Raw genomic sequence first — 24,387 nt, forward strand, 5'->3', positions numbered from 1 at the left:
GTCGTTTGAGAACGTCCCCAAGAGCTAGTTGTTTGGGACAGTCTTTACCGATGGGGCACTGTGGGTTAGTTGAGCTTCAGGGCCTTCTGGATGGGCAGGTAGAGGGCACCGACCAGAATGGCGTTAAAGACGGCGGTCATGGCGACGACGGGAAGCATGGCGGCGGCGAGCTCGCCCACCACGCCGAGCATGGCCATCTTGATGACCATGAAGATGACGCCGGAGACAAAGGTGGTCACGAAGGTTGCGACGATGGCGACGGCAGGCTTGACCTGACCGTTCTTGCCGGCGGCGTTGACGATGCCGGCCATGAGCATGGCGGCGATGCCCTCGGCGGCAAAATCGACGAACGGCGAAGTGGTGGTGATCTGGATCACGGCAGCCGAGATGAGGCCAATGACGAGCGCCTGGCCGATGTTGGGGCGAACGACCAGGATGGTGAGGCAGAAGGCCGAGATGATGAACTCGGGGCTGATCATGCCGCCCGAGATGCCCGAGATTGCCTTGCCGACGGTGAAGTTGAGGATGAAGCCGGCGGCGAGCAGGATGGCGAGCAAGACGAGGGCGCGGACATCGAGTTTGCCGCGATCGGCGGTCTGGACGGTGCGGGGCTGGGTGGCGGTGGTGTTCTGAGACATGGTGAAAATCCTTTCGGAAGGGGATTGCAAGAGAAAAGCGGAGGCGCGTGATGCGAATGCGATCGGGCTCGAGATAGAAAAAGGCCCCCGGTCGAAACCGGAGGCCTTCCAATCACCTAGAGCGCAAAAACAGGCGTGAGGGACTCACTGTCGACCGATCGTATTCGCATCACGCCACCACCAGTTGTTGAGAGACTTCATCGTGTTCTTCATGTCGGTGGCTCCTTTCGTGATGCCATGGCGCGGTCGCACCTAGTTGCTGTTGCGCTGCACTATAGCACAGCGAAGTGTGTGCGGGGAAATCTTTTTTAAAAAGATTTCAGGTGGGTTTCCCGTCGGCCAAAAGAGCGGGCTAAGCGGGCGAGGCTGCCATTGCTGCCTTGTCCGCTCAGCTAAGACGTTACTCCTTATTGCGACGGTAGAGGAAGTAACCGCCTGCGGAGATGACGGCAACGCCAGCGATGGCGAATGCAGCCACCACGCGGCCATCAAAACTATCACCGGTGGTGGGCAGGCCGCCCTTGGTGTTCGTCTTGTTGGTGGTTACTGTGGTCGTGGTGTCGGACTTGCCAGGCTTCTCGGGCTTGGTGGTGGGCTGCTCGGGCTTAGCGGGCTGCTCGGGCTTAGCGGGCTGCTCGGGGGTACCGGGCTGCTCAGGAGTACCAGGCTGCTCGGGGGTGCCAGGCTGATCCGGGGTTACCGGGTCGGTGGCAAGAGCGTCCTTGGCGTAGGTGATGGACACCTTGAGGCCGTTGGTCTCGGTGTTCAGGTCGCTCGGGGTGAAGGGCGTGCTGAAATCCTCAGCCTTCAGATAAGCGCGCATCTCCTGGAGAAGGGCCTTGCACTTGACGTAGGTGTTCTCAGTGGCAGCCTTGCCGGCCTTGTTTGCCAGGGCGGTGCGGCCCTCAGTGGTGGTCTCGGCCTGCATAGCAGCATCGACCTCAAGGTTCTGCTCGATGAGCTCGTTCTGGAGAGCGTCGAGGTAGGCGCGAACGCCGGTGCCGAGCTGCTCGCGGTGCTCGTAGCAGAGGGAACTAATGTCCATGAGGACGTAGTTGATGGAGTTCTCGGGCTCCTCGTTGTTCACGATGTCCGTCTCTTCGCAGTGATCGTAGGAGACATCCTGATTGCTGAAGTAGGGGCTGACCTCGGTGAGCAGTGCAGAGTACAGAGGAATAGCGACGGAGTAGGCGGCGCGGGAGAGCATCTCCCACTGAATGGTCGCGATCTCGGGGTCCATGCCCTGACGGATCTGGAAGAGGTTGGTCTCGGTGCTTCTTTCGGTGCCGATGGCGTAGACACCGTCGGTGTTGGCGTTGAGGCCGGGGACATTTTCGCCGCGGTTGCCAAATGCACGGATCATCTCAAAGGTGTTCCAGTCGGACTTGCCGGGCTTGAAGAACAGGGGCTGGATCTCGCTGACCATGGCTCCGATTTGGTCGGGGCCTTTTTCCGGTTTAACCGTGACGATGTCGTAATCCGCACCCTTGGTCAACGGGGCCATGAAGTAATCGCGGCCCTGGACATAGCGAGTCCACTGATGAACGCCGGAATCGGCGACGCTTTTGCCATAGGTCTTGGCAACGTCGAACTTGCCGTCGGTGTACTCGGCGAAGCCATTTTTCTCGGGCATGGTCTGGATGCCCTCGGAGTGGAGGCAGTTCTCGGCGTCATCAAGGTTGACATCGTAATTGAGTCCGCCGATGTTGGGGTTGAGTGAGGCGACGTCATCGGCGAGCTTCATGGCGATCCACTGGTGGCCGGAAAGTGCGGCAAACAGCCAAGTCTCGTTGCTGTCGGCGATGATAATCTGATCGTTGCCGTTGGCGCCCTGCTCGTCGATGATCTTGCCGAGGAGCTCGACACCCTCACGTGCTTTGGCACTTTCGCCTAAGATAACGCTGCCGTAGCTATACTCGCCAATGCCAGTGTCGGTCAGGGGGTCTGCCTTGGCGGCTTTATCGTTCATGTTGGTGGTCAGCGTTGCGGAGCAGGACACGCCCTTCTCGTTGATGCCTGCCTCAGAGTAGGCATCATAGCGCCCGTGCCACTGCGAAGGATGATCGCGCACGTAGCTATAACGATATGTAGTCTTGGTCGACCTGTATGAGAAGTCGGACTCGTCTGAGCCGTAGGTATACCCGGGGGCATGCGACGGCTCAATGCCAAAGTGCTTGAGGTAGCGCGGGCCAAAGTCCTCGGCGCGACCATAATATGTGTTGCCGTCGGCTGTTAGGTTTTTGCCCATGTACATCTGCGTGCAGGCGAGCGCAGATGTCGGCATGGACATGATGGTCGCAGCTCCAAAGGCGAGGCCTATGCCTAGCTTCTTGAGCGCGTTGACGGGGCGAGTTTTCCTCATTTTCCCTCCCAGCGTGCGAAAGCCCTCTGTCGCCAGAGGGCTTCAGCCAATAAAGACACCTCATTAGCGTAACGAACTGGAAACAATATTCATCTATGAAAGAAACTTACTCGATAAGCGTGATGAAATATGCGATGAACGGTTAATCGTACTCAGTTTGCAGCTTTACTTTAATAAAGACGCCCTGTAATTACTGTAGCCGAATAAAGTAGCTGGGAATGCCCGAAATGAAAATCCCCCGCTGTTTGACGAATGCATAAACAGCGGGAGAGTCGATAACTGGATGAATATCATACCAATGTGGATTTACTTCTTTCGGCGGTGAATCACGTTGATGGCGTAACCGACGAGCATGGCCAAGACGATGACAATAAAGCCGATCAGGGGATTGTCGTTCATGGGGCCCTCCTATTTTCCGAGCGGTGAGAATTCGTCGACGATGAGGTCGAGGCATTGCGGAAGCGCGCGGGCTCCAAAGACGCCCGAATTGCTGGAGATAATCTCGCCATCGAACTGCATGCCCAGCGACGGGGTGCAGGTGATCTTGGCTTCCTTGGTCTGGATGATCTTAAACTGCGGACGACCGAGCACCTTGCCGGCGGGGTCGAGCGCGGCGGTGATCACGGTCGGGAGCAGCTGCACGGTTTTTACGGGCTCGATGACCGCGATGTCGACCATGCCGTCGTTCATGCGGCAATCGGGGAACAGGTTGATGTCGTTTTGGATGACCGAGGTGTTGCCGGCCATGCAGCAGATGCCATCGAGCTCCTCGACAATGCCGTCATGCTCGATGGTAAAGTGCGCCACCGTGGGGTTGGGCGTGGCGAGCGCGGAGAGGAAGTAGGCAATCTCGCCGATGTCGTTTTTGGTGGGGGCGGCCTTCATCATGATCTCGGCGTCGAAGCCCGAGCCGGCGATGATGATAAAGCCGTGGCGCTTCTCGTTGCCGTTCTCGTCGAGCCAAAAGAGCTCGCCCATGTCTACTTTGACCGTGCGACCGGCGCGGCAGGCCTTGGCAAGTGCCGCTGCCTCGGGGGCATTACCGATGTTATTGAAGAACAGGCAGGCCGTACCGGAGGGGAAGACGAGCGTGGGGACGCCGCATCCGCGCATTTGGTCGAGCACGTTGGAGACGGTGCCGTCGCCGCCCGAAATCACCACGCGATCAAACTCGCGCACGTCCGCCACGGCGTCCTCGGGTTCCATGCCATCGCCGATAAAACGCATCACGACCTCGTCGCCGCCCTGCGCGAGGGCGTGCGTGAACGCGTAGATTTCATCTGAGCTGGGGCCCGATGCCGGGTTGTGGATGATAAGGCAGCGCATACTTACGTTCCCGTTCTGTGACTAACCGAGTATAGTTGTAAGGCAATGCCGATATCCTACCCGTGTTTTTCGGGCCTAACCTTATTCGATGGGTTGATATGTACATTTCCACACATCAGGCTCTACTCGACTTTTGCCAGCGCGCCCGTGAGTTCGACGCGATTGCCGTCGATACCGAGTTTTTGCGCGAGCGCACGTTCCATCCGCGTCTGTGCCTGGTCCAGATTGCCACCCCTGCCGAGAGCGTAGCGGTCGATCCCCTGGTAATCGACGACCTTTCGCCGCTGGCCGAGCTTATGGCCGATGAGAGCGTGACCAAGGTCTTCCACGCTTGCTCGCAGGATATGGAGGTCATGCTTCATACCGTGGGCGCGCTGCCGCGTCCGATTTTTGACACGCAGGTCGCCGCCGCCTTTTTGGGCGAGCGCCAGCAGATTTCCTACGGTGCGCTCGTGCAGACGTTCTGCGGCGTTTCGTTGCCTAAGACCGAGTCGCTGACCGACTGGTCGCGCCGCCCGCTGACCGATAAGCAGATTGAGTACGCGATCGATGACGTCAAGTATCTGATCGTTGCCTATACCGAGATGATGAGCCGCCTGCGCGAGCTGGGCCGTGTGGATTGGGTGCTCGATGAGCTGCGCCCGCTGGCAGACGAGTCGCACTACCGCGCCGACCGCCATGAGGCATTCCGCAAGGTCAAGCGCATCAACTCGTGCAGCCGCCATCAGCTGGGCATTGCGCGCGAGCTCGCCGCCTGGCGCGAGGACCGCGCCGAGCGCCGCAACATCCCGCGCAAGTGGGTCATGTCCGACGATACGCTGCTGGCGCTCGTCAAGCGCAATCCCGTTCGCGTTGAGGAGTTCCGTAGCATCCGCGGTACCGATCAGCTGGGGGAGCGCGACGTGGACGGCGCGCTCATGGCCATCAAGCGCGGCGCAAGCTGCCCGCACGATCGCCTGCCGCTCATGGTGCGCGGGCATCGCCAGATTTCGCCGGAGCTTGAGAGCGTGACGGACCTGATGTATGCGCTTATTCGCTTGGTTGCCGAGCGCTCGGGGGTGGCGACCTCGGTCATTGCCTCGCGCGATGACCTGGCCGATTACATCGAGCATCCTGAGCAAAGCCCCCTGCGCGAAGGCTGGCGTTTTGAGCTTGTGGGTTCGCGCCTGGACGATCTGCTTTCCGGCAATATGGGGCTCACCGTGAAGGACGGTAAAATCGAGCTTTTGTAATTACGCGGTTTTGCCAAACGATACAAACCGGTAGCGACAAAACATCGATGGTGTCTCATTGTCTGGGCGAGTGGGTAGAATGCCTCCAATGTGTAACTCGATTCGGAGGAATTCGTATGCCCTACTACTATGGATACGGCTTTGGCATCGACCCGCTGTATCTGCTGGTTGTCCTTGTCTGTACGGTGCTTGGCCTTGCTGCACAGAGCTATATCAACTCGACGTACAAAACCTGGTCCAAGGTTCGCTCGGACGGCGATACGGGTGCTGCGGTCGCGCGCCGCATGCTCGACGCCAACGGCTGCAGTGCCGTGGGTATCAAGGGTGTCGCTGGTGAGCTCACCGACCATTACAACCCTCAGGATAACAACCTGTATCTCTCGGAAGCCAACCGCTCGGGCGGATCGGTCGCAAGCGTTGCCGTGGCCTGCCACGAGGCGGGCCATGCCGCCCAGCGTCAAAGTGGTTATGCCATGATGAGGGTGCGCACCGCCCTGGTCCCGGTCGTCAACTTTACCCAGAACACCTGGACCATCGTGCTACTCATGGGCCTGTTTATGAACATCGCGGGGCTCACGACCCTCGCGCTGGTCTTCTTCTCGTTTAGTGTGTTGTTCCAGTTGGTTACGCTGCCGGTCGAGATTGATGCCAGCCGCCGCGCCGTGGCGTACATCGAGCAGTCGGGCATGAGCTCCAAGCAGGTCAATGGTGCCAAGAAGGTCCTGACGGCAGCCGCGCTTACCTACGTTGCTGCAGCGCTCACTTCGATCATTCAGCTGCTCTACCTGATGGCTCGCTACAACAGAAACTCCAACCGATAACAAATTGGCTTGACAGGCGCCGCGGAGATTTGTGTCCCCGCGGCGCTGTACTATGTGTTGGACTTGAATTTGCGCAGGGCCGGAGCCCTTGTGCACGATGACGAAAGGAGGCTGCGTGGCAGGCTGGAATCTGACCGGCAATGCCGTTTCCGCCGAGTTCGACGGTTCGGACGAGCAGGAGCGCAAAGAGCTCAGCGTGAGCCAGGCGGTGGAGATCGCCGCTGGTGCGCTCGATGCTATTCCGCAGCTGAGCGTCCTGGGCGAGGTCACGGGCTTCCGTGGCCCCAATGCCCGAAGCGGTCACTGCTACTTCCAGATTAAGGACGCCTCGGCAGCCGTTGACTGCATCATCTGGAAGGGCGCCTATCTCAAGCGCACCTTCGATTTGCGCGACGGTATGCAGGTGAGCTTTAAGGGCAGCTTTAATCTGTATAAGGCCACGGGCCGCATGAGCTTCGTGGCTAAGTCATTCTCGTTGGCGGGGGAGGGCTTGCTGCGTCAGCAAGTGGCGCAACTGGCCGAAAAGCTACGCCGCGAGGGCCTGATGGACGAGGCACGCAAGCGCCGCATCCCGGTGTTCTGCTCGCGCGTGGCGGTCGTCACCTCGCTTTCGGGTGCCGTAATCGACGACGTCAAGCGTACGCTGCGCCGCCGCAACCCGCTCGTTGAGCTTGTCTGCGTGGGCGCCAAGGTTCAAGGCGAGGGTGCGCCGGCCGAGCTCATTGAGGGCTTGCGCCGCGCCGCTTCCATTACGCCGGCGCCCGACTGTATTTTGCTGGTGCGCGGCGGTGGCTCCTTCGAAGACCTTATGACCTTTAACGACGAAGGGCTTGCCCGCGCGGTGGCAGCCTGTCCCGTGCCTGTGGTGACGGGCATTGGCCATGAGCCCGATACCTCGATCTGCGACATGGTAAGCGACCGTCGCGCCTCCACGCCCACGGCGGCGGCCGAATCGGTGGCGCCGGCTATGACGGAGTTGGCCGATGTGCTCGAGGCGCGCCATCAGCGTCTGGGTGCCGCGATGGCATCGATGATTGGGTCGGCCCAGGTCGACCTGGAGATGCTCGATCAGCGCGGTCACCGTGCCTGGGACACCTATACGGCTCGTCTGGGCGACGCGCTCGATGCAGCCGCGCGCCGCCCGTGCCTCAACGACCCAACGTTTATGGTCGAGCGCCGCGAGTCCGAGCTTGCCCTGACGGCCGATCGTCTGTCCGGCGCCATAACGCGTTCGGTTGGGGCCTTCCGCTCCAACTTCGAGCGTCTGCCCGAGCGCTTGATCGCAAGCACCTCGGGGCTCGATGGGAAGCGCCATGCGCTCACGCTTGCGAGTTCCCGTTTAGAGCATCAGGGGCGCACGATGCTCAGCAAGCCAGCGTCCGACCTGGGCCGAGTTGCCGCGTCGCTCGATGCCCTGTCGCCGCTCAAGGTGCTTGCCCGCGGCTATTCCATCGCGTACAGCGATGATGGGGTGGCTACGAGCGCCAAGACTTTTAAGCCCGGCGACGCCATCCGCGTGCGCATGGCAGACGGCAACGTGGCGGCAACGGTCGATGCGGTCGAGTAAACCGCGTTTCATAGCGATAAACCTTTAGGAAAGGAAACAGATATGGCAGAGAAGACCCCGGTCGAGCAGCTTACGTACAAGCAGGCTTCGCAGGAGCTGGAGCTCATCATCCGCAGCTTGGAGTCGGGCGATATGGAGCTCGAGGAGTCGCTCGAGAGCTATACCCGCGGCGTCGAGCTCCTCAAGAGCCTGCGTACTCGCTTGTCCGATGCCGAGCAGAAGGTCTCGGTGCTCCTGAAGGACGTCGACGGCAACGACGTGCTCGCCGACGGCGAAGCCGCCAACACCGACGACAACCTCTCGTTCTAACCATCCCGACCAAATATAATTACCTTGGTCTGCGAGAAAGGAACCAACCATGTGTGATTGCATCTTCTGCAAAATTGCCAACCACGAGATCCCCTCGACCGTTGTCTATGAGGACGACCAGGTCATCGCCTTCGACGACCTCAACCCACAGGCGCCGGTCCACACGCTCGTGATCCCCAAGAAGCACTACAGCGATATCGCCGACAACGTACCTGCCGAGACCATGGGCGCCATGGCTCACGCCATCCAGGAGGTCGCTAAGGCCAAGGGTCTGGAGGACGGCTTCCGCGTCATCTCCAACAAGGGCGTCAACGCCGGCCAGACCGTCATGCACTTCCACATGCATGTCCTCGGCGGCAAGAACCTGGGCGAGAACCTCATCTGAGGACGCGTAGCCCGTCGACTTGGCTGCCTTTGGAGTAATCTATGCAGCTTTCTCAACTCGAATACCTTCAAGCGGTAGCGAACTATGGCGGCGTGCGCAAGGCAGCTCGCGCCGTTCATGTGAGTCCGCAGGCCGTTTCGTCGGCAATCAAAAAGTTGGAATCTGAGTATCAGATTGTTTTGCTCGACCGATCGGCGGGGGAGGCTGTTTTGTCTCCGGCGGGCAGAGAATTTGCGCGTCGTGCACGCGTGATCCTGGCACAAGTCGACGATCTCAAAAAGTACGCCCAATCGAGGGACGACGGCGTCTCGCCCGACGGCCACTTCCGTCTTTACGCCCCCTGCCTTCATGGGCGGGGGCGTCTTTTTTCCGAAAACTGGTACGACTCGTTTGAACGCTCGCACCCTCAGATTCACCTTGATGTGTGGCATCAGCCAACGGCTACATGCTTTGAATCACTTGTGCTTGGCATTTCGGATGCGGCCATCTCATTTGAGGAACCAAGGGACAGTGTCCTTTCTTCGAAATACTTGGGTGAAAAGGAGCTCAAGGTTCTTTCGTGCCCAGCGGGTCATCAATCTGTGGGCGCTATGACCGTTCGTGAGTTACTGGGCGGCAGGCTCGCTGTTCCCATTAATTTGTCACCCTGTCTCAATGCAATCAATCAATGCCCCGAAGCTCAGCTCGTCAATTTCCGTTTCCGCGATGTCGAATACGGAAACAGGGCGCAGACTGAGTTTCTTCAAGCCGGGGGATTGATATTGAGTCTTTCTGGCTCTTCTCTCGCATCAGATGTATTGGAAGTGAGCGAGTGCTCCATTGAGGGTTCGCGTGACGTAGCCTTGCCCATCTACTTTTGCTATCGACAAAATGCCTGGACCGATCGACACCAGACGGTATTTCTTCACCTATTGCGTCATCTTGCTTCGTGAAATTAATTGGCTTTGAGACGTCAAGTGATTATTGACGCCTTGCAACACATAGCTGACAGCTTTGCCCTCATGCTTTTCCAAGATTCCGATTAAGATTGCTGGCTCTTGGAGGGCGGAGCATGAAAAACCGTACGGTTTTGCTTTATATGACGTTCGTTTTTCTGTCGAACTTCAGCACCATCTTGTATTTTCTAACTGTCTACCTTGAGTTCGTCGGGCTTTCGATGGTAGCGATTTCTGGCATGATGATTGCATATCAAGTGAGCAAGTTCGTCCTTGAAGTTCCCACTGGCTATATTGCTGATAGGTTTGGACGAAAGACAAGCGGTCTCGTTGGCGTCGTGGGAATGCTTGGATACTACGCCGCCCTGCTTCTCGTCCGTTCTCCTCTGCTTTTAATCGGTGCGTTTGCTCTTAAAGGTTTTGCCGTTGCATGTGTGAGCGGATCCATAGAAGCGATTTACATTGAAAGCGTCTCTCAGGACCAGCTCGTAAGACTTAATGTCATTGAGCGATTCGTTTTCTATGCCTCTTATGCCATCTCCGCTTGCGTGGGCGGTTTCATTTCGTCTGTCGGTGCATATCTCATTGGTCTTTCGGCAGATATCATCGCAATGGTGTTGACGTTGGTTGTCGTTGCCTGCATTCCTGAGATACGAAGAGGGGACACTGCAGCGACACCTAAGCGTGGAATGAGCACGAAGATGATCGGTGCCGCTATTGTGTGTAGTGACATTCTTCGTTCAGCGTTCATGATGGACTGTTCTCAGGCATTTGCTTTTGTCGCCCTGGAAGACTTTTTCTCATTGCTGCTTGCGGGTCGCGGAATGAATGCCGTCGCTTCGGGTGTGACCATTGCGGTCCAGCTCCTTGCCTCCGCCTCCATAGGGTTTATTGTGCCCAGTGCGATTGCTCATGTCGACAAGGGCTGTTTTGCGCGTATTTGCGGCATCGTGCGCCTTTTCCTGACTGCTCTGTTTTTGATTCCCTTTACTCCGGTCTATTTGCTGCCCGTGTTCTATGTGCTGCAGACGGTTGCGTACTCTTTATTTGCTCCAATTAAATACTCAATTTTTCAAAATGCTGCCGATTCTTCGATGCGCTGTTCACTGATTTCGGTTCAAAGCCAGATGGTGGCGGTGGGTGCCATCCTTTTCTATCTGTTCAATGCTGCGTTGAACAGCATCGCGGGCACTCGAGTCATATTGCTTGTCGCGCTCGGGATTTCTTCCCTTGTGTATATCCCCGCGTTATTTCGTCTTACAAGCCAAAGGACATGAGTATTCAGGCACCGATAACTTATATATCAACGCAATAAACCCGAGCGCGAGGGCGTTTGGGTTTATTATTGAAGCGTATGTAACCTGGCGGCGCCACACCGCCTGTTAGTAGGGAGACACATGAACGTTCTGGTCGTCAACGCAGGATCTTCGACCCTTAAGTATCAGGTCATCGATACCAAGTCCCACAAGGTGTCCGCAAAGGGCTCCTGCGAGCGCGTCTGCTTTACCGGCGGTACCTTCACCCACGCTGCCAACGGTTCCAAGAAGGTGACCGAGAACATCGAGTTCCCCGACCACAAGGTCGCCATCGAGGTCGTCCTCAAGGACCTCGAGGCCAACGGCGTCAAGATCGAGGGCATCGGCCATCGCATCGTTCAGGGCGGTTGGTACTTTGGCGACTCCTCCCTCGTCGACGAGGACGTCCTCGCTAAGATCCGCGAGGTCGCCCCGCTGGCGCCGCTGCACAACAACCCCGAGGCCAACGTTATCGAGTACTGCCTGGAGCAGTATCCCGACCTGCCCAATGTCACGGTCTACGACACCGCTTTCCACTTCAACATGCCCGAGGTCGCCAAGACTTATGCCCTGCCCAAGGACGTCTGCGACAAGCTGCACATCCGTAAGTACGGCGCCCACGGCACCAGCTATCGCTACATTTCCAAGAAGGTCGCCGAGATGACCAACGGCGAGGCCCGCAAGGTCGTCGTGTGCCACATCGGTTCCGGTGCCTCCCTGTGCGCTATCGAGGACGGTAAGTGCATGGACACCACCATGGGCTTGACGCCGCTCGACGGCGTCATGATGGGCACCCGCTGCGGTTCCATCGACCCGGCTACCGTGTGCTACCTGCAGCGCGAGGGCGGCTACACCTTCGACGAGGTCGACGAGATGATGAACAAGAAGTCCGGCCTTTTGGCTGTGACCGGTGGCAAGACCAACGACTGCCGCAATGTCGAGGAGCTCGCCGCCGCTGGTGACCCCGAGGCTCAGCTCGCCTTCGATATGTTCGTCTACAAGATTGCCGCCAAGGCTGCCGAGATGGCCACCTCCATGTGCGGCATGGACACCCTGGTCTTTACCGCAGGCATCGGTGAGCACGCTCCGGCCGTTCGCGCTGGCGTGGCCGATCGTCTGGCCTTTATGGGCGTCAAGATGGATCATGCCCGCAACGCCCTGCGTGGCGACGGCGCTTGGTGCCTGTCCGCCAAGGATTCCAAGGTCAAGATTTTCGTCATCCCCACGGACGAGGAGTTCATGATCGCTTCCGACGTCGAGCGCATTGTCAACGGCAAGTAATTGCAAGAGGGGAGGGGCTGGACGACCGAGCGCCGTTCAGCCCCTCTTTTGTCTCGTTGAGCGATATGCCTGATAGCTATTTATCAAGTTGTGATAACTTCTTATTAACATGCGGCCGCCTTAAGGGGTCTGCGCCGACCGTATCGCACTGCAAAGGAGTCTCATGAACGTACTTGTTGTCAACGCCGGCAGCTCGAGCCTTAAATATCAGCTTTTGGATACCGATACCCGCGAGGTTTTCGCCAAGGGCAACTGCGAGCGTATCGGCTCGGACATGGGCATCTTTGGCCACTCCGAGAACGGTGGTGCCAAGCAGACCGAGGAGATTCCTTTTCCCGATCATCGCTGCGCCATTGCGCGCGTGCTCGAGGAGCTCGAGAAGACCGACTTTACGATCGATGGCATCGGCCACCGTATCGTTCAGGGTGGCTGGCACTTCGATGATTCCGCGGTCGTCGACGATGAGGTCATGGCTAAGATCCTCGAGGTTGCTCCGCTCGCCCCGCTGCACAATTACGGCGAGGCCGCGGCAATCGAATATTGCCGCGAGAAGTATCCGGAGCTGCCCAACGTGGCCGTCTTCGACACCTCGTTCCACATGACCATGCCCGAGGTCGCCTACACCTACGCGCTGCCCAAGGACGTGTGCGACAAGTACCACGTGCGCAAGTACGGTGCCCACGGCACGAGTCACCGCTATGAGTGGATGATGGCCAAGGAGATCCTGGGCTCGCGCTGCCACCGCCTGCTCTCGTGCCATTTGGGCAACGGCGCCTCGCTTGCCGCCATCGAGGACGGTGTATGCCGCGATACCACGATGGGCCTCACGCCGCTCGACGGCCTGATGATGGGCACCCGTTGTGGTTCCATTGACCCGGCTACCGTGTGCTACCTGCAGCGCGAGGGCGGCTACAGCTACCAGGAAGTCGATGACATGATGAACAAGCAGTCTGGTCTGCTTGCCATCTCGGGCATCTCCAACGACGCCCGTGACATCCGTACGCGCGCCTCCGAGGGCGACGAGCGCTGCCTGCTCGCCTTCGATATGTTCGCCTACAAGGCCATGCAGCAGGCCGGCTCCATGATCGCTTCCATGGCGGGCGTGGACACCATTACCTTTACCGCCGGCATCGGCGAGAATGACTGGTCGATCCGCAAGGCCTTCTGCGACTGCTTCGAGTGGCTGGGCGTGCGCATCGACAACAACAAGAACCGCGAGGCCGTGGGCAACGGTCCGCAGGTCATCAGCGCCGCCGGTTCCGCCGTCACGGTCATGGTCATCCCCACCGACGAGGAATACATGATCGCCCACGACGTCGAGCGTCTGACCAAGAACAACTAACGCATTCGTCTGTAATTGACAAAAAGGCCTCCTGAGCAGCAGCTCGGGAGGCCTTTTTGCTGGCAGGCGGAAATTTCAGTCCCAAAGTGATCATCACCAGTAACGCCTGCGCTCCCAGCAACGACATCCATCCATTCAGATCCTCAGCCCCAGCTCGTAGCCAAGCCGCCGCCCACTCCAGATGCTCTGAATGCTTCGTAGCAGTAGAAGGCCGTACGGGCTAACCCCTGAAAACATTCCGCAGACCAGAAACGCCCCCGTTCGTAGCTCCGAAGGAGCGGAACGGGGGCGTTTCATTGGTCGAGGACGTTTTCAGGGGTTAGCCCGTACGGCCTTCGGGCGAGTGCGTCCGCTACTCAGCCATCTGAGCCTGGACGGCGGTGATGGCCACGACACCCACGATGTCGTCGGCAGAGCAGCCGCGCGAAAGGTCATTGACCGGCTTGGCGATGCCCTGCAGGATGGGGCCGTAAGCGTCGGCGTCGGCGAAGCGCTGGACCAGCTTGTAGCCGATGTTGCCGGCCTCGAGATCGGGGAACACAAGCACGTTGGCCTTGCCGGCAACGGAGGAGCCGGGGGCCTTGAGCTGGGCGACGGTGGGAACGATGGCGGCGTCGAGCTGCAGGTCGCCATCGATGGCGAGCTCGGGAGCCTTCTCCTTGCAGAACTTAACGGCCTCCTGGACCTTCTTGGCGACCTCGCCGCCGGCGGAGCCCATGGTGGAGTAGGAGAGCATGGCCACGTGCGGCTCGACGCTGCCCATAAAGGTGGACCAGGAGTGAGCGGAGGCGATGGCGATCTCGGAGAGCTCGTCGGAGGACGGGTTGATGTTGAGGCCGCAGTCGGCGAAGATCAGCGTACCGTCGGTGCCGAACTGCGGGGTGTCGGTGCACATCACGAAGAAGGCCGAGACCAGCTTGGTACCCGGGGCGGTCTTAAGGATCTGCAGCGCGGGGCGCAGGGTGTCGGCGGTGGAGTGGCAGGCGCCGGAGACCAGGCCGTCGGCGTCACCCATCTTGACCATCATGGTGCCAAAGTAGGTGGCGTCCATCACCTGGGCGCGAGCCTGCTCGATGGTGACGCCCTTCTTGGCGCGGAGCTCGGCAAACTTCTGCGCGTACTCCTCGTGCTTCTCGGCATTGCGCGGATCGATGACGGTGGCGCCGGGAACGTTGATCTCGTCGGGGTTGCCCAGGATGACGATCTTTGCCAGGCCCTCCTCGATGATCTTGGTGGCCGCGACGATGGTGCGCGGATCCTCGCCCTCGGGCAGGACGATCGTCTTAAGGTCGGCCTTGGCGGCAGACTTCATACGGTTTAGGAAATCGCTCATGTTACTCCTTACAAGCGTTTCACTAAGCTCCAGGCGCCCGGCTGTTCACGAATAAACCCGCTGCTAGCGGGTTTACCTTTCAAATTTGTACGCCGCGGTGCTTGAGCTTTCCTTGTGTGGCAAGCTCATTATAGGACGCATTAGCGCTATAATCGCTCTGATAAATATGTCTCGAAGAATGTTCGAGAAAAGCCCAGCTAACGAGCCCGTGGCTTTTGACAAGGAGTATCGATGCAGATTACCTCAGGCCTGCCTGAAGGCTTTAACGCCGGCGCGTACGACATGATTGTCGTCGGTGCTGGATATGCCGGTGCCGTTTGCGCCCGCCGTCTTGCCGAGACCATCGGCTATCGTGTTGCCGTTTTGGAGCGCCGTAGCCACATTGCGGGCAATGCCTATGACTGCACTGACGAGGCCGGAATCCTGATCCACGAGTACGGTCCGCATATCTATCACACCTTTAACGAGCGCGTGCACAATTTCCTGTCGCGCTTTACCAAGTGGACGGATTATCAGCACAAGGTGCTCGCCAACATCAACGGCACCCTTATGCCCGTGCCCTTCAACCACGCGAGTCTCAAGCTCGCCTTTGGTGACGAGCGCGGCGAGGAGCTGTATCAGAAGCTCGTGGAGACCTTTGGCAAGGATGTCAAGGTGCCCATCATGGAGCTGCGTAAGAAGAACGACCCGGATCTTGCCGAGGTCGCCGATTACGTCTACGAGAACGTCTTTTTGCATTACACCATGAAGCAGTGGGGCCAGACGCCCGATCAGATCGACCCCTCGATCACCGGCCGCGTTCCCATCTTTGTGGGCGATGATGACCGCTACTTCCCGCAGGCTCCCTTCCAGGGTATGCCGCAGGACGGCTACACGGCGTTGTTCGAGCATATGCTCGACCACGACCTGATCGACGTGTTCTGCGACGTGGACGCCCGCGATCTCTTTGAGATCGACGAGACCACCGTCAAGATCGGTGGCAAGGTCTACGGCGGCGAGATCGTTTATACCGGTCCGCTCGATGAGCTGTTCAACCTCGACCTGGGCGCTCTTCCGTACCGTACGCTCGACATGAAGTTCGAGACGCTCGATATGGATCAGTTCCAGCCCGTGGGCACCGTCAACTACACCACGAGCGAGGACTACACCCGCATTACCGAGTTCAAGAACATGACTGGTCAGGTCCTGCCCGGCAAGACCACCATCATGAAGGAGTACTCCAAGGCCTATACGCCCGGCTCGGGCGAGACGCCGTATTACGCCATTCTTGAGCCCGAGAACCGTGAGCTCTATGAGCGCTATCTTGAGCGCGTCCAGAACCTGACAAACTTCCACCCGGTGGGTCGTCTGGCCGAGTATCGTTACTACGATATGGATGCCGTGACCAATTCCGCCCTCGATCTTTCGGATGAGATTATCGCCTGCCATGCATAAAGTCATAACATTCGGTATTCCCTCGTATAACGCCGCTAAGGACATGGACCATTGCATCACCTCCATCTTGGAGGGGAGCAATTATGCCACCGATATCGAGATTATCGTGGTGGACGACGGCTCCAAGGATGAGACGGCCGCCAAGGCCGACGAGTGGGAGGCCCGTTATCCTGGAATCATCCGCGCGGTGCACCAGGAGAATGGCGGCCACGGTATTGCCGTCCTTTCGGGTCTGCGCGAGGCGCAGGGCACCTACTACAAGGTTGTCGACTCGGACGACTGGCTTGACGGCGCTGCCCTTTCGACCATGCTGTCGATTCTGCGCGGCTTTGAAGAGCGCGATCAGCGCGTTGACCTGTTTATCTCGAACTACGTGTACGAGAAGGTTTACGAGGGTACGCATACGGCCATTGGTTACAAGTTTGCCCTGCCTCGAAAAAAGATCTTTACCTGGGACCAGATCGGCCATTTCCGCCTGGACCAGAATCTGCTCATGCACAGCCTGTGCTATCGCACGGATGTGCTGCGCGAGTCCAACCTGCCCATGCCGCCGCACACGTTCTATGTGGACAACATCTACGCCTACGTGCCGCTGCCGCGTTGCAAGACCATGTACTACGCCGACATCGACCTCTATCGCTACTTTATCGGTCGCGAGGGCCAGAGTGTCAACGAGGCCACGATGGTCAAGCGTCTGGACCAGCAGTTCCGTGTTACGCGTATCATGATGGAGTCGTACCACCTGTACAGCGATGTTGGGTCGTCGCGCCTGCGTTCGTACATGATGGGCTACTTCACCATGATGATGGCGATCTGCTCGGTGCTCACCAAGCTTTCCGACGAGGATTGTGCCGATGAGCGTCTGAAGACGCTGTGGAATGATTTGAAGGCCTATGACGAGCGTATGTATCGTCGTGCACGTTACGGTGTGGTCGGCTTCTTCACTAACCTCCGCGGTCGTGCCGGAGACAAAACCACACTCGGCCTATACCGTCTTGCCTCAAAGATCTTCAAATTCAACTAGTACAGAAACGCTCGGGTAACGGGGACCCCTGGTCCTTAACTTGCTACTTCGGACAGTCCTGCGCAAGACGGAGGCGCCACTGGCGCCTCCTTTGCGTGCGGAACTCGTATCAAGTTAAGGACCAGGGGTCCTCTGCTATGTCTCGCTTTATGTCAGACAGCTGAATTTGAAGATCTTGGACGCGCGGTACACAGGGGCCTGGGCTGAAAAAGATCTGGTTGAGCAGGTTGCCCGGTGGGGCTTGGTTGTGTTTGTCGCGAGTTCCGCATGCAAAGAAGGCCACTTAATGTGGCCTTCGTCTTGCATAGGACTGTAGAGCAGCAAACGTAACGACCGCCCGTCTCCGACCGACGGTCGAGTGAGATTACTTTGCGGCGCCGGGGATGCCGTGGGAGGTTTTGGCGGTTTTGGCTCCGTTTACGATGGCGGTTTGCAAAGCCCTTACGGCGAGCATGCCCAGCAGGTCTAGGGGAACGGCGGCGTTTGCCTGGGCGCCCAGTTTGCCGCTGGCGAGGGTGTAGATGGTGTCGCCGTCGTTGGTGGTGTGCGTGGGACGGATGGCGTGTGCGTAGGCGTCTGCGGCCATTTGGGAGACCTTGGTGGCCTGGGCCTTAGTGAGCTCCATGTTGGTGACGATGCAGCTGATGGTGGTGTTGGTGCGGTCGAGCGGCATCTGCATGGATCCGGCGGCGGCAAAGGCTGCGAGTTCCATGTCGACGATCTGGTCGCTATCGGCTGAGGCGCGCATGCCGGCGACCCACTCGCCGGTGAGGGGGTCGACAACGTTGCCGCAGGCGTTGACCGAAACCACGGCGCCTACCTTAACGGGACCGAGCGCCACGGCGGCAGTGCCAAGGCCGGCCTTCATGCAGGTGGCAGGGCCCATGAGCTTACCTACGGTGGCACCGGTGCCGGCGCCCACATTGCCTTGCTCGAGCATGGTGGGGGTGTTGTCGAGCGCCTCGCGCACGGCGGCGATGCCGGCCTCAATGTCGGGGCGAACGGTGGGGTCGCCAAAGGCAAGGTCGAAGATACAGCTGGAGCACACGATGGGCACCTGCGTGGGGCCGACGGGCAGACCAATGCCGCGGCTCTCGAGTTCGCGGGCCACGCCGCTTGCAGCCTCGAGGCCAAAGGCCGATCCGCCCGAAAGGCAGACGGCGTGGACCTTATCGACGGTGTTTTCGGGACGCAGCAGGTCGGTCTCACGCGAAGCGGGGGCGCCACCACGTACGTCAACGCCACCGGTGGCACCCTCGGGCGCCACGATTACGGTGCAGCCGGTGCCAGCCTCCTCGTCCGTATAGTTGCCAAAGCAAAAGCCATCGACATTGCAAACATCGATGGCTTCGAGCAGTGTGTCCATGTTTTCTCCTATCGGTTTTCCGCCGGGCCTTATGCCCGGTCGGGATCCGTACGGTACGGCAAAATTGTAGGCGCTGGGGGATAACCAGCGCCAGATGCAATTACGAGAGTTTTTGAATCGCGCGTGCGACGCGAGCGATGGGCAAGCCCACCACGTTGTAGAAGTCACCCGAAATATCGTGCACAAGCATGCGGCCGCCTGTGCCTTGGATGCCGTAGGCCCCGGCCTTGTCCATGGGTTCGCCGGAGGCAACATAGCGCTCGATCTGCTCTTCGGTAAGCTCATAGAACGTCACGTCGGTCACATCGACAAACGACAGGCTCTCGGCGGCATGCGGAGCGGCCGTGTCGCCTGCCTTAACGATGCAGACGCCGGTTGCGACCTGGTGCGTGCGGCCCGAAAGCTCGCGGAGCATGGTGCGCGCCTCGTCCTCGGTTGCCGGCTTGCCCAGAATCTTGCCATCGAAGGTGACAATAGTATCGGCCGCGACGGTCAGTTCGTTGGGCTCGGCATGCTCGGCGGCAACGGAGGCGGCTTTGGCGCGTGCTAAGCGTTCAACGAGCGTAAGCGGGGCCTCGCCATCAAAAGGCGTTTCGTCGATATCTGCGGGAATCACGTGAATGTCATAGCCCGCCTCGCGCATCAACTCGATGCGGCGCGGTGATTGCGAAGCCAAAATCATAGCTGAATGCCCTCGGCGACCTTCTCGACGGCCTTGTCGCCGGCGAGTGTGCGCAGCAGCTCAAGCGCAAAGGGGAGCGACTGGGCCATGCCGCTGGCGGTGATGATGTTGCCGTCTTGCGTAACCTTCTCGCCGGTATAGGCGCCTTCGGGGAAGCTTTTCTCAAAGCCAGGGAAGCACGTGGCGTGGCGCCCCTCGAGTAGGTCGAGCTCGCCCAGGATAAACGGGGCGGCGCAGATGGCGGCAACGTGCTTGGTCGCGGCGAACTCGCAGACCACGTCGCAGACGCGCTGATCGGCACGCAGGTTGGTGGCACCGGGCAAGCCGCCGGGCAGCACGACGCAGTCGTACTCGTCAAAGTTGATCTCATCAAAGAGCGCATCGCAGGTCACGGGGATCTGCAGCGAGCTTACGACCTCACGTGTGGGCATAATCGAGACGAGCGTGGCACGCACACCGCCGCGACGCATGACATCGACCATGGTCAAGCATTCAATAGTTTCAAAGCCATCGGCGGCGAGAACGGCAACGCTGGGCATGAGGGTTCCTTTCATAGGCGGCATACAATTAGCCGTCTTATACCCCGAAGACCTCCGCTTGCCACGCTCGATTTCTCAATGATTTATCTGAGCAATGATTGAGTGACTAGTTGCGCCTAAGGTGGACGACGGTCTCGCAGTGGAAGGTTTGCGGGAACAGGTCGACTGGCGTGATCTTGACGGGGGAGAAGGTGCCTTCTTCGACAAAGCGTTTGAGATCGCGCGCCAGGGTGGCCGGGTCGCAGCTCACGTAGGCGACATCGCGAGCACTCGTGCTGGCGATAAGGTCGATCGCCTCGGGGGCGAGGCCTGCGCGCGGCGGGTCGACCACCAAGACGTCGGCATCCTGGTCGGGGAACTCGCGCACCGCGTCTCCGCCAATGACGTCGACGTTATCAAGCTTGTTGATCTCCAGGTTACGGCGCAGGTCGCGCACGGCCGGGCCGTAGGCCTCGACGGCGGCGACGAAGTCGCAGCGGCGGGCGAGCGGCAGGGTAAAGGTTCCGGCGCCGCAGTACAGGTCCACGGCAAGCTCGTCTTCTTGCGGGTCGAGCGCTTCCATGACAAGCTCGATCAAAATCTCAGCACCCTTGGTGTTGACCTGGAAAAAAGACGGGGCGGACAAGCGCATCTGACCCTCGGCGATATTCTCGGTCCATGAGCCCTCTCCGGCGAGCATTTCGACCTTGGAGACACGGCGGGCCTTCTTTTCGCCCTTGCTCATCACGCGCACGATGCTCGTGGGATGAGCGGCGTCCGCCAGCACGCGGGAGACCTGCGAGCGCGGAAAAGAGCCTGTAGGCGTCCAGAGTGCGACCTCGAGTGCCTTGGTACGGCGCGATGCACGAATGCCCACGCGTTCGAGTCCCAAGTCATGGCTGCCGCTTAGATAGTTGAGTGCGCCGACGACCGATTTGAGCGCCTTCGGGAAGCGCTTATCGAACAGCGGGCACGCATCGACGGTCACGATTTTGCTGGGGTCGACACCGTGCATGCCAAGGCGCACGCGACCGTTGACGACGGTCGGTTCGAGCTCGATTTTATTGCGGTAGCCCCAGTCGTCCTTGGTGTGGCAGATGGGCTGTACCAACTCATCGACCTGCTCAGGAGCGAACTTGCCGATGCGCTCGAGCGTGGAGCGCAGGTTTTGCTCCTTGGCGGCGAGCTGTGCCGTGCGTGAGAGATTGCCCCACGAACAACCGCCGCAGATGCCAACGAAGGGGCAGGGGGGCTGAATGCGATCGGGGCTCGGCTCCAGAATCTCGGTCGTGCGGGCGCGCATGAACGACTTGCCGTCCTGTACGACCTCGGCCTCGACGGTGTCGCCTGCCACGGCGCCCTGCACAAAGACGGCCTTGCCGTTGTCGGCGTGCGCCAGCCCGTCGGCGCCGTAGGTCATCGATTCTATAGTGAGCTTCATATCCCTGCCTGTCATTCGTGTTGTTGCTCGCACCATGGTAGCAGGGAAAAGCGCCCCGCATCCGAGGCTTTCCTCAAATGCGGGGCGCTTCTACAAACTGCTTCTACAAACGACTATTTCGTCTTGCCGGTAATGAGCGTCTTAAGACCCAGGCCGATCAGGCCCAGGCCCATGCGCACACGACCGGGGCGATGGCGCTCGATGGCCTTGGTCTTGCCGGCGGGCTTATCGCGACGGGCGCTCGTCTCGGGTGCGGGCTTAGCTGCCTGCGGCTCGGGCTGAGGTGCAGGTGCGGGCTCGGGCTCAATGACGGTCGCCTGGACCTTCTGAACCTCGGGTGTGGCCGGCTGCGGCTTAGGAGCAGGGGCGGGCTTTGCCTCAATGACGGGCTCGGGCGCGGCCTCGGCGTTGCGGTAGGCACGCTCCAGCAGGGCTTCCTGCGAGTTGAAGGGTTTCTCACCCTCTGCGCGCTCCACGGGGACCCAGGTGCCGTCGCTCGTGAGGCTGCGGGCCTTCACGTTGTCGCGCAGCTGCATGCTCATGTACTCGTGCACCAGGGCGCGGCAGGTGGGGTCGAGCACGGGGAAGGCGATCTCCACGCGGTGCTCGGTGTTGCGTGTCATCATGTCGGCCGAGCTCAGATAGATCATGTCCGAGTCCACGCCAAAGGCGTAAACGCGCGCATGCTCCAAAAAGCGTCCGACGATAGAACGGACATGCACGTTCTCGGTCTTGCCAGGAACGCCCGGCTTGAGGCACGAGATGCCGCGGATGATCATGTCCACGCGGACTCCTGCGCACGATGCCTCGGCGATCTTGTCGATGACCTCGCGGTCGGTGAGCGAGTTGAGTTTAAAGAACACGCGGGCGGGCTCGCCGGCGAGGGCGCGCTGGATCTCGCGGTCAAGCCCGCGCATGATGAGCGGTTTCAGTCCGACGGGCGCCACACCCAGGAAGCGGTAATCGCCGCGCAGGTTGCCCAGCGACAGGTTGCGGAAGAACAGGTTGGCGTCCTCGCCGATGCCGGGGTGAGCGGTCATGAGCATAAAGTCGCTGTAGAGTTTGGCCGTCTTCTCGTTAAAGTTGCCGGTGCCCAGCAGCGTCAAGCGCGTTAGCGCCATGCCCTCGCGATAGGTGAGCTGGCAGATCTTGGAGTGGCACTTAAAGCCCTCGGAGCCGTAGATGACGGTGCAGCCGGCCTCTTCCAGGCGCTCGGCCCACTCGATGTTGTTCTGCTCGTCAAAGCGCGCGCGGAGCTCCATGAGCACCGTGACCTCTTTGCCGTTCTCGGCGGCATCGATCAGCGACTCGCACAGGCGGCTCTGCTTGGCCACGCGGTAGAGCGTGATGCGCAGCGAGATGCACTCGGGGTCGTAGGCGGCCTCGTGCACCAGGTCCAAGAACGGATTCATGGCCTCGTAAGGGTAAAAGAGCAGCTTGTCGTGCTGCAGCACCTGCTCGCGGATGGAACGGGACATGTCGATGGTGGGGTTGGGCTGCGGCTTAAACGGCGTAAAGAGCAGCTCGTTGCGCAGGTGCTCGGGAATCTTGCCCTCAATGCCAAAGACGTAGCCTAGGTCGAGCGGGATATCGCAGGTAAAGACAGAGCGGCGCGAAAGCTCGAGCGCCTTGCGGATGGTCTTGAGCGTCGCCTTCTCGAGCGACCCCGAGACCGCGAGCACCACCGGCTGCAGGCGCAAGCGTTTCTTGAGGATGCGCTTCATGTGCTGACGGTAATCCTCTTCCTCCTCGACGCCCTCGCCGTCCGGGTCGATGTCGGCGTTGCGGGTGACGCGGATGAGCGCGCGGTCGAGCGGCTTATAGGAGCCAAAGCAGCTGTCCAGGCAGGCGAGGATGACGTCCTCGAGCAAGATGTAGGAGTAGGTGCCGGTGGGCGAGGGGATCTCGACCACGCGGTTCATCGAGGTGGGAATCTCGATAAGGCCCAGCAGACTCTCCTCGTCGGTGACGCCGTCCAGGCCGCAGGCCAGGTAGAGTGCGCCGTTGCGCAGGTTGGGGAAGGGGTGGCGCGGGTCAATCACCAGCGGTGAGATGACCGGCGACACGTAGGCCTGGAAGTAACGGGTTACAAAGGTGCGCTCCTCGGGCGTAAGCGAATCGATGCGGGCGCGGTGAACGCCCAGGGTGTCGAGCTTGCCCTCGATGCTCTTAAAGATGGACTCCCATCGGGTAAGGAGCCCGGGCATTTCGGCCATGACAGCATCGACCTGTTCGGAGGCGGTCATATTGCTCTTGTTGTCGACAGGCTGTTTTTTGAGCTCTGCCAGATCGGACAGGCCGCCCACGCGCACCATGAGAAACTCATCGAGGTTAGACTCGAAAATCGACACGAACTTTAGCCGCTCGAACAGCGGAACGGTCTCGTCGAAGGCTTCGTCAAGCACACGGTTGTCAAAGCGCAGCCAGCTGAGCTCTCGGTTCTGCGTGTACGAGAAGTCGCGCGGCGGCTTACGCAGCTTTGCGGCGGCTTGCTTTTTTTCGATTTTGCTCGGCATATGCATCTGTCCGTTCAGTCCCCGTGGGGGACGGTTGCCTAACACTATTCACTATTGTCTCAATTTAGTCGACCTATGGCACGGACGTATCGCGTGAACGGTATCTTTACCTACTTCTTACGCTGACAAGCCATAGAGCTGACGCTCTTCGCGTTGTGAAAAACGGTCTATATCCTCACTCAACTGGTGAGTATGTGTGAATAAGAATGATAGGTAGCTGAATATCATCGAATACAGACAGAAACACGAACAAGCGTCATTTATATACATAAAACCGTTTTAGATATGCAATTCTTAATCGAAAGATTGGAGTTGTAATTGCGAATGATTTTTAAGAAAAAAGAGCATTTACCTTAGAAAAGCTACTTTAGAACGCCGAAGTGCATTATGGGGGAATCATATTCGATATACCGTTCATCGAACTTTGTTGACCGTTCGGGGGCGAGGTGGAATTGCGGGTGATATTTGGATATAACTAGAGCTGTCAGCAAGCAGCACCCGTTACGGAAGGGTGCTGAGAGATTCGGCCGTAAGGCCCGAAAGAAAGGTAGGAGGCCATGACGAAAGGTCTGCACGTGCC

The 24,387-nt window shown here is 59.3% G+C and carries 20 protein-coding genes; 11 read left to right on the plus strand and 9 right to left on the minus strand.

Annotated elements, in window-relative coordinates; genetic code table 11:
- Positions 1 to 65: 65 nt before the first annotated feature.
- From DXA43_RS05620 to DXA43_RS05630, 3 genes are all read right to left on the minus strand, one after another.
- Positions 66 to 638 carry a hypothetical protein gene (locus tag DXA43_RS05620; RefSeq protein WP_117635404.1) on the minus strand — a complete coding sequence of 191 codons (573 nt, stop codon included), beginning with the start codon at positions 636 to 638 and terminating at the stop codon, positions 66 to 68.
- Positions 639 to 1,038: 400 nt separating this feature from the next.
- Positions 1,039 to 3,000 carry a C69 family dipeptidase gene (locus DXA43_RS05625; protein WP_117806504.1) on the minus strand — a complete coding sequence of 654 codons (1,962 nt, stop codon included), beginning with the start codon at positions 2,998 to 3,000 and terminating at the stop codon, positions 1,039 to 1,041.
- Positions 3,001 to 3,408: 408 nt separating this feature from the next.
- Positions 3,409 to 4,326 (minus strand): diacylglycerol kinase family protein, encoded by a 918-nt coding sequence (locus DXA43_RS05630; RefSeq protein WP_117806505.1) that lies wholly within the window; start codon positions 4,324 to 4,326, stop codon positions 3,409 to 3,411.
- A 98-nt stretch (positions 4,327 to 4,424) separates the two neighbouring features.
- On the opposite strand from DXA43_RS05630, the gene rnd reads away from it, so the two are divergent.
- From rnd to DXA43_RS05675, 9 genes are all read left to right on the plus strand, one after another.
- The gene (rnd, locus tag DXA43_RS05635) at positions 4,425 to 5,558 is read left to right on the plus strand and encodes a ribonuclease D (protein WP_117806506.1); all 1,134 of its coding nucleotides are present in this window, start codon (positions 4,425 to 4,427) and stop codon (positions 5,556 to 5,558) included.
- A gap of 116 nt (positions 5,559 to 5,674) precedes the next feature.
- Positions 5,675 to 6,379: a zinc metallopeptidase gene (locus tag DXA43_RS05640; RefSeq protein WP_117806507.1), complete on the plus strand. Its 705-nt coding sequence runs from the start codon at positions 5,675 to 5,677 to the stop codon at positions 6,377 to 6,379.
- Between the two features lie 115 nt (positions 6,380 to 6,494).
- On the plus strand, positions 6,495 to 7,946 hold the full coding sequence (xseA, locus tag DXA43_RS05645) for an exodeoxyribonuclease VII large subunit (protein ID WP_370448007.1): 1,452 nt from the start codon (positions 6,495 to 6,497) through the stop codon (positions 7,944 to 7,946).
- A gap of 42 nt (positions 7,947 to 7,988) precedes the next feature.
- The gene (xseB, locus tag DXA43_RS05650) at positions 7,989 to 8,255 is read left to right on the plus strand and encodes an exodeoxyribonuclease VII small subunit (protein WP_006234311.1); all 267 of its coding nucleotides are present in this window, start codon (positions 7,989 to 7,991) and stop codon (positions 8,253 to 8,255) included.
- Positions 8,256 to 8,304: 49 nt separating this feature from the next.
- Positions 8,305 to 8,640, plus strand: a complete 336-nt coding sequence (locus DXA43_RS05655; protein WP_035137921.1) for a histidine triad nucleotide-binding protein — start codon at positions 8,305 to 8,307, stop codon at positions 8,638 to 8,640.
- Positions 8,641 to 8,681: 41 nt separating this feature from the next.
- Positions 8,682 to 9,572 (plus strand): LysR family transcriptional regulator, encoded by an 891-nt coding sequence (locus tag DXA43_RS05660; protein WP_117806508.1) that lies wholly within the window; start codon positions 8,682 to 8,684, stop codon positions 9,570 to 9,572.
- 119 nt (positions 9,573 to 9,691) lie between these two features.
- Positions 9,692 to 10,852: an MFS transporter gene (locus tag DXA43_RS05665; protein ID WP_117806509.1), complete on the plus strand. Its 1,161-nt coding sequence runs from the start codon at positions 9,692 to 9,694 to the stop codon at positions 10,850 to 10,852.
- A gap of 120 nt (positions 10,853 to 10,972) precedes the next feature.
- Entirely contained in the window at positions 10,973 to 12,151 is a 1,179-nt protein-coding gene (locus tag DXA43_RS05670) for an acetate/propionate family kinase (RefSeq protein ID WP_006234305.1), read from the plus strand.
- Positions 12,152 to 12,314: 163 nt separating this feature from the next.
- Positions 12,315 to 13,493, plus strand: coding sequence for an acetate/propionate family kinase (locus DXA43_RS05675; RefSeq protein WP_117655321.1), 1,179 nt, complete (start codon positions 12,315 to 12,317; stop codon positions 13,491 to 13,493).
- A gap of 352 nt (positions 13,494 to 13,845) precedes the next feature.
- Here DXA43_RS05675 and pta read toward each other — a convergent pair whose 3' ends face one another.
- Positions 13,846 to 14,826: a phosphate acetyltransferase gene (pta, locus tag DXA43_RS05680; protein ID WP_117806510.1), complete on the minus strand. Its 981-nt coding sequence runs from the start codon at positions 14,824 to 14,826 to the stop codon at positions 13,846 to 13,848.
- 231 nt (positions 14,827 to 15,057) lie between these two features.
- Between pta and glf the strand changes: the two genes are divergently transcribed.
- Both glf and DXA43_RS05690 read left to right on the plus strand, forming a co-directional pair.
- Positions 15,058 to 16,260, plus strand: coding sequence for a UDP-galactopyranose mutase (gene glf, locus DXA43_RS05685; RefSeq protein ID WP_117806511.1), 1,203 nt, complete (start codon positions 15,058 to 15,060; stop codon positions 16,258 to 16,260).
- Positions 16,253 to 17,284, plus strand: coding sequence for a glycosyltransferase family 2 protein (locus DXA43_RS05690; protein ID WP_117806512.1), 1,032 nt, complete (start codon positions 16,253 to 16,255; stop codon positions 17,282 to 17,284). The genes glf and DXA43_RS05690 overlap by 8 nt, the downstream gene beginning before the upstream one ends.
- A 364-nt stretch (positions 17,285 to 17,648) precedes the next feature.
- Here the strand turns inward: DXA43_RS05690 and DXA43_RS05695 are convergent, their stop codons facing one another.
- The 5 genes from DXA43_RS05695 to ppk1 form a co-directional block, all read right to left on the minus strand.
- Complete coding sequence (locus DXA43_RS05695) at positions 17,649 to 18,650, minus strand: P1 family peptidase (protein ID WP_117806513.1); 1,002 nt, start codon at positions 18,648 to 18,650, stop codon at positions 17,649 to 17,651.
- A gap of 100 nt (positions 18,651 to 18,750) precedes the next feature.
- The gene (locus DXA43_RS05700) at positions 18,751 to 19,332 is read right to left on the minus strand and encodes a nucleoside triphosphate pyrophosphatase (protein ID WP_117638208.1); all 582 of its coding nucleotides are present in this window, start codon (positions 19,330 to 19,332) and stop codon (positions 18,751 to 18,753) included.
- Positions 19,329 to 19,871, minus strand: coding sequence for a DJ-1 family glyoxalase III (locus tag DXA43_RS05705; RefSeq protein ID WP_055287259.1), 543 nt, complete (start codon positions 19,869 to 19,871; stop codon positions 19,329 to 19,331). The genes DXA43_RS05700 and DXA43_RS05705 overlap by 4 nt, the downstream gene beginning before the upstream one ends.
- A gap of 106 nt (positions 19,872 to 19,977) precedes the next feature.
- Complete coding sequence (gene rlmD / locus DXA43_RS05710; protein WP_117564380.1) at positions 19,978 to 21,306, minus strand: 23S rRNA (uracil(1939)-C(5))-methyltransferase RlmD; 1,329 nt, start codon at positions 21,304 to 21,306, stop codon at positions 19,978 to 19,980.
- A gap of 98 nt (positions 21,307 to 21,404) precedes the next feature.
- Complete coding sequence (ppk1, locus tag DXA43_RS05715) at positions 21,405 to 23,813, minus strand: polyphosphate kinase 1 (RefSeq protein ID WP_117806514.1); 2,409 nt, start codon at positions 23,811 to 23,813, stop codon at positions 21,405 to 21,407.
- Positions 23,814 to 24,387 lie beyond the last annotated feature (574 nt).

Source organism: Collinsella sp. OF02-10 (assembly GCF_003463445.1).
In the GTDB taxonomy this organism is placed as follows: Bacteria; Actinomycetota; Coriobacteriia; order Coriobacteriales; family Coriobacteriaceae; genus Collinsella.